The organism is Peribacillus sp. P4_D6 (assembly GCF_056401795.1).
Window position 1 is genome coordinate 1 of the sequence record NZ_JBFUIQ010000199.1, and the last position, 4,680, is coordinate 4,680.

Sequence of the window (4,680 nt, forward strand, 5' to 3'; positions counted from 1 at the left end):
TTCCTGCAGCTCTAGACCAACCGTGCCGCCTTCACTTAGTTTGTTAAAGATCGATTTAATTTCCTCCACATCATTACCGACATATGCCAGGCTGATATTATTTCCTTCTACAAAAGRCATACCAGGAAAAGTATCTGAAAACATGATATTGCTACCATTAATAGTAAGCCTTGTATGCATGACTAAATCTTTCGCTTCTTCTGGAAGGGGAAATTCCGGATTAGGCGGTGTTTCCCCAAAGGTCATGATATTTGGTTGTTCCGTTCCAAAAACCTCTGCGTAGAACTCTACTGCTTGTCGACAATTCCCATTAAAATTAAGATATGCATCAACTGACATGTATCTCACTCCTATTTTCTTATTTATTTTTCAATGCTCCCAATTTATTACTTAATGCATGATTACCTTACGAAAAATTCCGGTGGTTCAATTCCAAGGGTTCTAAGATAAATATAACCCTGTCCCCTATGGTGGATCTCATTTTCCAAGGCATATTGAAGTCTATCAAAGTGGCTTTGTGAGGGACCGAAAAAAGGATCTTTTTCAACCACTCCAAGCGTTTCCTCGGTCATTTCCTCCCACAATTTCCTCGTCTCATCCCTTACTGTTTCGCATGCAGATACAAGTTCTTCTTTGGTGGAAATTCCGGCAAAGGAATCTGGAAACTCCCAAACACCCAGTGCAATTCCACGCATATATGCAGTTTCAATGTTCATGATTTCTTTAACCATCTCTGCGAAAGGGCGAAGCTTCCCGGCCGGTGTATAATGAAACAATTCCTTTTCAGGGAAAGCTTCAACCACCCGCAACGTCAAGCTCCTGTTGCCTTCCAATATATTTAACAAACCCTCTTTCGATAGAACCACCATTTTCACTCTCCTTTGATCAATACTCTGTATAGAAGTTCTGTGAAAAATAGAAAAGTCCTGCAAATTTCTGTATATAAAGATTGCATAGCTTTTTTAAATAAACAATGGAGCAATTCCATTAATGTATAATTAACCAAAAGATAAAGTAAAGGGGAAATGTCATATGTTCGGTTCCTTAAATAAAACTAAATTAATAAAAAATGATTTAAAAGGCATCGCGAAATTAATGTATCAGGATGTGTCAGATGACACTTGGGATCAAGAGAACCTAACAAAGAGAAATTTAGATTTTACTATTGAAAGCACTCGTTATATAGATGCTTATACGAAAAGATTAAGCACTACTCAAATGGGTAGGGAACTTTTAAAGAATCATTTTGATAATTTTGTGGTAAGGATAGGTGCGTATATTGGAGAAGTTATAAAAAGGAATATAAATCAAGATTATAAATGGTATGAATATGATTCTGTATATCATTTTTCTTCTGCACTTGATGAAGTGAATAGGGGCATTAAAACAGAGACGGTTCTTTACTCCAAAAAGAGAGATAGAGTTATAATGCCATTGACTGTGGTAGCTCAACATCTGGAAGGGAATCCGGCACATACAGATTTCTTGGAATATGTAGAAGAAACAATTAAGCAAAGTTCGTAAGAGATATCCGCTTCCCATAGACAATTGTGTTGGTTTTCAAAAACCTTCCCAAAAGAGGAAAAATTCAATTTTTGTAAATATTGATTAAATCTTTCATTTATTATACGATTTAATCAGTTATATTTTCCCAACCAGCATGATGCTTATACATAAATGATTCAATTAATAACGGAACCAGCAGAAAGGGAGAGAAGCCAATGATTAATAAAGTCGGTCAAATTATGTTATACGTTAATAACCAAGATGAGTCATTGAAATTTTGGACGGAAAAATTCGGATTTAGCGTAATTTCTGAAGAAGATAACGGCCAAGGGTTAAGATGGATTGAAATAGCACCAACAAAGGATTCACAAACGAGTATCATCCTGCATAATAAGGAATTCATTGCTAAAATGCAGCCTGAATTAAATCTTGCTACACCTTCATTAATGTTTTACTCGGATAATCTTGATGAATTATATAAAGACTTTTCGGAGAAGAATATCAAAGTGGGAGAACTTGTAAATATGCCATCTGGAAGAGTCTTCAATTTTGCTGATAATGAAGATAATTACTTTGCGGTCATGGAAAAGAAGTAAATCATTTAGCTAAAGATAAAAAACATCAAAACGACTAGAAAAAATATTTTTAGTCGTTTTGATGTTTTTTGATCAAACTAAACTCTTTATGAAACATTTAGTCTTCTGGCCTTGGCCCAGCAGGAAGTCCAGAGTTCTCAACCGTTTTGATCGGCCGAATTGTTATGTCTCCATTCACGTAAATTTGACAAGATAAACGCAAATGATCTTCCATTCCTTTTTCCTCAAAGACCTTTTTTTCTTTATGTGTAACCTCCAAAAAATCACCTGCCAATATTTCCACTCTGCAAGTTGTACACTTAGCTTTCCCACCGCATCGGTGGAGAATATTTATCCCGTTATCTTCCAATGCCAATACTAATTTTTTTCCCATTTCAACTTCAAACGTTCCTTGGTCTAATACTGTTACATAAGGCATCTAATACCACCTCTTATTATRGGATATCTATCAACAGGTCATTAATATATCTATTCTCTTACCTTGTCCATATGACATAAAAAAATGTGAAGTCACTGCTGATTTATAGTAAAGATGAATAATTAATTATCGTGAAGACAAACTTTAAGTACATTCATAATTATTAATGTAAAAAGGGATAAATAGAGCTAGGGAAAATAAGCATGGTCTTTTAGTGGGAATTAAGGTCCATTGAAAAAAAGATTAGAATAATTAAAGGGAGGTGCATGCCTGTGAATAATGGACATTGTGATTTTTCACCAATGAAACAAACGTTAAAAGAAGAGATACGCCAAGTAATATCGGCATTACAGGATAACTTAGAAGCAATGGGTGATGAAAATTATTGTCTTCTTGGAAATTTCGAGAAAATAAAGGATAAATTCATATACATTGATATGAAAGCAGCAACATTTTATCTAAACTGTTATTTGTCACCATTTACGGACAAATATCCCGAATTATCAACTTGCGTTCAAAATTTATCGAATTTGAGACATGGCGGGTTGATTGTGATTCAACGGGGAGATCCCCTTGATTCATTGATTCAACCCGGTATTTCTATAGGAGCGGAGTTAACCCATTCTTTATTGGAATCGATTTTTTTTCCTGGAAATCCACTGCATGATGGTGCCGTTTTGGTTAGTCAAAATCAGATTGTTTCCGCAGCAAATGTCCTTCCGCTTTCAGACATGTCAACCGGGGGAAAGAAACTGGGAACACGGCACCGCTCTGCTTTGGGTTTATCTGAACGGAGTGATGCCCTTGTATTGGTAGTATCAGAGGAAACAGGAAGAGTTTCATTTGCAATGAATGGGAAACTGTACCCAATTAATACACACGGGCCTATATAGAATTATTAAGACCATAAGTCACAGGGTAATTATCATGTTCCAGTTAATTCACCCCTGGAATATTCAATCGCGTAAATAAGTAATCGCTGGATCCTTTTTAGGCTTTTGTAATTTTGCTTATTTTATCAGAATTACAGGTACAGAAATTTCATGAATTAATCAACCCGGTGATTTTTACCGGGTTTTTGGTTGCTTTTTATATAAAAAAAGGCATATGATAAATAAGGAGTCTCAAGCAGATAAGTTATAAAACGAAAGAGGATTTTACATGATAACCATTAAAAGTGAACGAGAAATAAATTTGATGCATGAAGCGGGCAAACTTCTTGCTGCGACGCATAGAGAAATTGCAAAAATGATAAAACCGGGTATCACGACTTGGGAAATCGAGGAATTTGTCGATCAATACTTGGCAGAGCATGGTGCTACACCTGAACAAAAGGGTTATAACGGTTATAAATATGCAACATGTGCTTCAGTGAATGATGTGATTTGTCACGGGTTTCCGCAAAAGAAAGCCTTAAAAGAGGGAGACATCGTCACGATCGATATGGTGGTGAACCTTAACGGCGGTTTGGCGGATTCAGCTTGGACATATGCAGTCGGGGAAGTTTCCGAAGAAGCTCAGCGCTTAATGGATGTAACCAAGAATGCTCTATATAGAGGCATTGAAGTTGCACGGGCAGGAAATCGTCTCGGGGACATTGGGCATGCAATCCAGTCTTATGCAGAAGGTGAAAAGTTTTCTGTTGTCCGCGATTTTACAGGACATGGAATCGGCAAAACCATGCACGAGGACCCTACCGTCCTACATTATGGTAAGCCAGGTAAAGGYGCCCGTTTAAAAGAGGGCATGGTCATCACGATTGAGCCTATGCTGAATGCAGGAACATGGCATATGAAAATGGACCAAGACGGCTGGACGGCGAGAACGGCAGATGGAAAGCTTTCCGCCCAATATGAACATACCCTCGTCATTACAAAAGAAGATCCGATCATTTTAACGGAACAGTAAGCAAAAAAGAAACGGCCTTATCATAGGCCGTTTCAGACTGTAGACAAACTCGATGAAAATCGAGTTTGTCTATTTTTTATGGCTTGTACAATTTGGACGTTGATTTCCACTCTAGGCACTCGCTTTCCGCGGGCGGTCGGGGAGCCTCCTCGGCTTTCGCCTGCGGGGTCTCCCCTAGACGCGCTTTTCCCGCAGGAGTCTCGTACCTTCCGTTCCAATCAACTTTGTCTTACCTTTTAGATAGAACACTTT

The 4,680-nt window shown here is 37.6% G+C and carries 7 protein-coding genes; 4 read left to right on the plus strand and 3 right to left on the minus strand.

Annotated elements, in window-relative coordinates; all coding sequences use genetic code 11:
- Together AC1DVB_RS25240 and AC1DVB_RS25245 are read right to left on the minus strand one after the other, a co-directional pair.
- Positions 1-339: VOC family protein (locus AC1DVB_RS25240; RefSeq protein ID WP_477591507.1), on the minus strand; the 339-nt coding region annotated here is incomplete at its 3' end.
- Between the two features lie 62 nt (positions 340-401).
- The gene (locus AC1DVB_RS25245; protein WP_477591509.1) at positions 402-869 is read right to left on the minus strand and encodes a DinB family protein; all 468 of its coding nucleotides are present in this window, start codon (positions 867-869) and stop codon (positions 402-404) included.
- A gap of 163 nt (positions 870-1,032) precedes the next feature.
- Between AC1DVB_RS25245 and AC1DVB_RS25250 the strand changes: the two genes are divergently transcribed.
- Positions 1,033-1,524, plus strand: a complete 492-nt coding sequence (locus AC1DVB_RS25250; RefSeq protein ID WP_063576248.1) for a hypothetical protein — start codon at positions 1,033-1,035, stop codon at positions 1,522-1,524.
- A gap of 197 nt (positions 1,525-1,721) precedes the next feature.
- A complete protein-coding gene (locus tag AC1DVB_RS25255; protein ID WP_191929239.1) occupies positions 1,722-2,102 on the plus strand; it encodes a VOC family protein in 381 nt (126 codons plus the stop codon).
- A 97-nt stretch (positions 2,103-2,199) separates the two neighbouring features.
- On the opposite strand, the gene AC1DVB_RS25260 is transcribed toward AC1DVB_RS25255, so the two are convergent.
- Complete coding sequence (locus AC1DVB_RS25260) at positions 2,200-2,520, minus strand: 2Fe-2S iron-sulfur cluster-binding protein (RefSeq protein ID WP_095678412.1); 321 nt, start codon at positions 2,518-2,520, stop codon at positions 2,200-2,202.
- A gap of 272 nt (positions 2,521-2,792) precedes the next feature.
- Between AC1DVB_RS25260 and cdaS the strand changes: the two genes are divergently transcribed.
- Together cdaS and map are read left to right on the plus strand one after the other, a co-directional pair.
- On the plus strand, positions 2,793-3,413 hold the full coding sequence (gene cdaS / locus AC1DVB_RS25265) for a sporulation-specific diadenylate cyclase CdaS (RefSeq protein ID WP_218013318.1): 621 nt from the start codon (positions 2,793-2,795) through the stop codon (positions 3,411-3,413).
- Positions 3,414-3,681: 268 nt separating this feature from the next.
- Positions 3,682-4,428, plus strand: a complete 747-nt coding sequence (map, locus tag AC1DVB_RS25270; protein WP_063576246.1) for a type I methionyl aminopeptidase — start codon at positions 3,682-3,684, stop codon at positions 4,426-4,428.
- The last annotated feature ends 252 nt before the right edge of the window (positions 4,429-4,680 follow it).

Excerpts from the sequence above, each read along its gene's own strand:
- AC1DVB_RS25245 (WP_477591509.1), bottom strand. The coding sequence starts at position 869 with ATGGTGGTTCTATCGAAAGAGGGTTTGTTAAATATATTGGAAGGCAAC.
- AC1DVB_RS25250 (WP_063576248.1), top strand. The coding sequence starts at position 1,033 with ATGTTCGGTTCCTTAAATAAAACTAAATTAATAAAAAATGATTTAAAA.
- AC1DVB_RS25255 (WP_191929239.1), top strand. The coding sequence starts at position 1,722 with ATGATTAATAAAGTCGGTCAAATTATGTTATACGTTAATAACCAAGAT.
- AC1DVB_RS25260 (WP_095678412.1), bottom strand. The coding sequence starts at position 2,520 with ATGCCTTATGTAACAGTATTAGACCAAGGAACGTTTGAAGTTGAAATG.